Source organism: Mesorhizobium sp. M4A.F.Ca.ET.022.05.2.1 (assembly GCF_003998845.1).
Taxonomy (GTDB): Bacteria; Pseudomonadota; Alphaproteobacteria; order Rhizobiales; family Rhizobiaceae; genus Mesorhizobium.
In genome coordinates, this window is record NZ_RZOJ01000697.1 from 1 (window position 1) to 1,522 (window position 1,522).

At 63.0% G+C, this 1,522-nt stretch carries 2 protein-coding genes and 1 pseudogene; 2 read left to right on the plus strand and 1 reads right to left on the minus strand.

Annotated elements, in window-relative coordinates; all coding sequences use genetic code 11:
* Window positions 1-149 precede the first annotated feature (149 nt).
* Both EN745_RS34650 and EN745_RS34655 read left to right on the plus strand, forming a co-directional pair.
* Window positions 150-605 carry a hypothetical protein gene (locus EN745_RS34650; protein WP_127423307.1) on the plus strand — a complete coding sequence of 152 codons (456 nt, stop codon included), beginning with the start codon at window positions 150-152 and terminating at the stop codon, window positions 603-605.
* A gap of 173 nt (window positions 606-778) precedes the next feature.
* Window positions 779-1,054, plus strand: a complete 276-nt coding sequence (locus EN745_RS34655) for a hypothetical protein (RefSeq protein ID WP_126059088.1) — start codon at window positions 779-781, stop codon at window positions 1,052-1,054.
* A gap of 119 nt (window positions 1,055-1,173) precedes the next feature.
* Here the strand turns inward: EN745_RS34655 and EN745_RS34660 are convergent.
* Window positions 1,174-1,522, minus strand: a pseudogene (locus EN745_RS34660) (MerR family transcriptional regulator); the annotation flags it as partial.

Consider the following 1,522-nt stretch of genomic DNA (forward strand, 5'->3'; position numbering starts at 1 on the left):
AAGCATCACCGTCATCATCATCACCGCAAGCATCACCACCACCATCATCATCACCACCACAAGAAGGTCCTGGCGAAGAAGGCCTGAGCAAGCCGGCTTATCCGACAGGAAGGGCGGTTTTTGGTTTTGCCACAGCCGGCCTTCCTGCCGTGATCCGCAGCGCCGCATTGCATGGTTCGGCAAGACGTCGCCTCGTCCTGGCCGCAGCCCGGCTGCTGCTAACGCTTCGCCACCCTGCTCTTGTCTTCCGCTTCATCCGGAAGCTCGGCTACCTGCCTAATCCCGCCGCGCCGCGCAGCCATCACGAATTGATGCTCTGGCGAAAAATCGTCGACCGCGATCCGCTGTTCGTGACGCTGACCGACAAGCTTGCGGCCAAGGACTATATCCGCCGCATCTGTCTTGAAATGCCCCGGGCCTTTATGCCGGCGAGGTCACCATCTATTCCGCAGCCGGCTGCTGCACGTGGACCAATCCGGTTATCATGGCGGCGATCGAGCGAAACTGGCGGCTCGACCGGTCGGACTTTCTTCGCAGACGGCATCGCGGCATCGCCGGCCTCTTTGCCTGCGCACTCATTGCCCGGTGCTTGCCGAGACGCATGACCGGCGGGGCGGCACTCGCCAGGCCTGAAAACCGGTCCGACAAGAAATCAAACCGAGACGTGAACCTTTCCTCTCCGGGGCGCACCAAGCCTGCATGGACGCCAAGAAGGCGCTCCCCAACCCAGAAGGACGCCGGAACGGCGAACCTCGATCAAAGAGAAGGAAATGCTCAAATGACCAACTTCACCAACTTCAAGCGCATCTCGCTCGCCGCGGCCATAGCCGTCTCGGCCTTCGGCTCGGTTTCCGTCCCGAACTCGGCCGTCGCCGGCACGCACCCCACCGGCGACGGCGGCGCGGTCTGTAAGGGCGCAGGCTCGTGTCTGGTGCTGGAGATCGACTGCAAGGGCACCTACACCGACGCCACCGACAAGAACGGCACCGTTTACGGCAAGTGCAGCCAGGTCATGAAGATCGATCCGACGAAGCGGCTCAAGCTCGCGAACTGATCGCGTGCCATCAAGGAAAATGGCGGCCATCCGCGCGACGGCCGCCATTTTCCTTTGCCTTGATCATGATGCGGCAGGCACTGTTCGCAGGCCGGCATCAACCTGAATGTCAACCCACCCTAGCGCACCTGGTCGAGCAGGCGCTTACACTCCAACAGGTCGAACAGCGCCTCCTGCAGCAGCGCGCGGTTGTCACGCGATAGTTTCGAGGAGTCCGGCTGGACCGGGCCTTCGTCGTCGCTCTTGCCGAGGCCGAAAAAGCGACGGCTGGGTTTCACCCTGGGCTGGCCGACAAGCATCTCGTCGTCGGCGCCGCGTGGCTGGGCCGCCGGTGTCAGCGGCACCTGTTCGGCCTGCCGGCGCTGCGCGATCGCCTCGACGGCCGCCATGTCGCCATTGCCGATGGCAACCAGGAAATGGTTGCCGTTCTCGCGCAACAGCTTCTGCACGCCCTTGATGGTGTAGCCC